Here is a 1377-nt window from a genome sequence, read left to right on the forward strand (position 1 = left end):
CGCCAGGCGCTGGAGGAAGGTTCCAACACCGGCCGCTGGGCCAACGGCCCGAGCAACGGCAACTTCGCCGCGTCCTCGCCGTTCGCCGCCGCGCGTGGCGCCAACGTGTTCCATCCGCGCTTCCCGCGCTACGTGCAGATGGAACACGAACAGAAGCGGCTCGGCGTAACCGGTTCGCTGCAGTGGAAGCCGAACGACGCCACCGAGATCTCGCTGGATGCGCTGTACTCGAAGATCGATGCGACGCGCGACGAGCACTACATCGAAGCGATCTCCTTCAGCCGCGGCGCCAACGCGAACGCACGCCTGTCGGGCAAGCCGACCACCATCGTCAAGAACGGCGAGATCCGCGACAACGCACTGCTCTACGGTGAATTCGACAACGTCGATATCCGCACCGAGAACCGCCACGACGAGTGGAGCACCGAGTTCAAGCAGATCGCGCTGAACGGCCAGCACCGCTTCGGCGATGACTTCACCCTGTCCGGCAAGTTGGGCATCTCGCGCTCCAAGCATGAGAACCCGGTGCAGACCACGGTCATCATGGACAAGTACGACGTCAAGGGTTACAGCTACGACTACCGCGGCAACAGCCGTGCGCCCGTGCTCAACTACGGCATCGACCCGACCGATCCCAATGGCTGGGAACTGGCCGAGATCCGCCTGCGTCCGCAGTACGTGGACAACGACTTCGACACTGGCCAGATCGACTTCAACTGGAACATCAGCCCGGGCTTCCGACTGAAGGGCGGCGTGCTGGCCAAGGACTACACGTTCAAGACCGTCGAACTGCGCCGCGCCAGCGAACTGGCCGTGCCCAACTTCGCCGGCGGCAGCAAGATCGTGCCGGCGGACCTGACCGAGCAGGCCGGACTGAAGGGCGTCAGCGGCAGTCCGTCGAACTGGGTCGTGCCGAACCTGGACGCGATCGCCGAACAGCTGGACATCTACAGCAACAGCGGCACCTTCGCCGTCGCCCCGCGCGCCAACAACGTGCGCAGCGTCGAAGAGAAGGACCGTGGTGGCTACCTGATGGGCGAGTTCTCCACCGAACTGGGCTCGTTGCCGTTGTCGGGCAATTTCGGCGTGCGCTACGTGCGCACCAAGCAGTCGTCCACCGGGCAGTCGACGCTGGCCAACGGCACCGTCGAAACCACGGTCAGCCGCACCTACGACGACACCCTGCCCTCGTTCAACCTGGTGGCTGAAGTCACTCCGGACTTCCTCATCCGCCTGGGTGCGGCCAAGGTGATGAGCCGTCCGGGGCTGGGCAGCCTGACGCCGGGCGCGACGGTGGCCGTGGCCGGTGGTGCACGCACCATCTCCAGTGGCAACCCGGTGCTGGATCCGATCCGCGCGACCAATGTCGACCTCGGC

1 protein-coding gene is annotated in these 1377 nt (G+C 65.3%); it reads left to right on the forward strand.

Annotation, left to right across the window (positions count from 1 at the left end):
* A partial coding sequence (locus DBR20_RS07690) for a TonB-dependent receptor (protein WP_146186971.1) occupies window positions 1-1377 on the forward strand: 1377 nt, incomplete at both ends.

This window comes from Stenotrophomonas sp. HMWF023 (assembly GCF_003060985.1).
GTDB lineage: Bacteria > Pseudomonadota > Gammaproteobacteria > Xanthomonadales > Xanthomonadaceae > Stenotrophomonas > Stenotrophomonas lactitubi.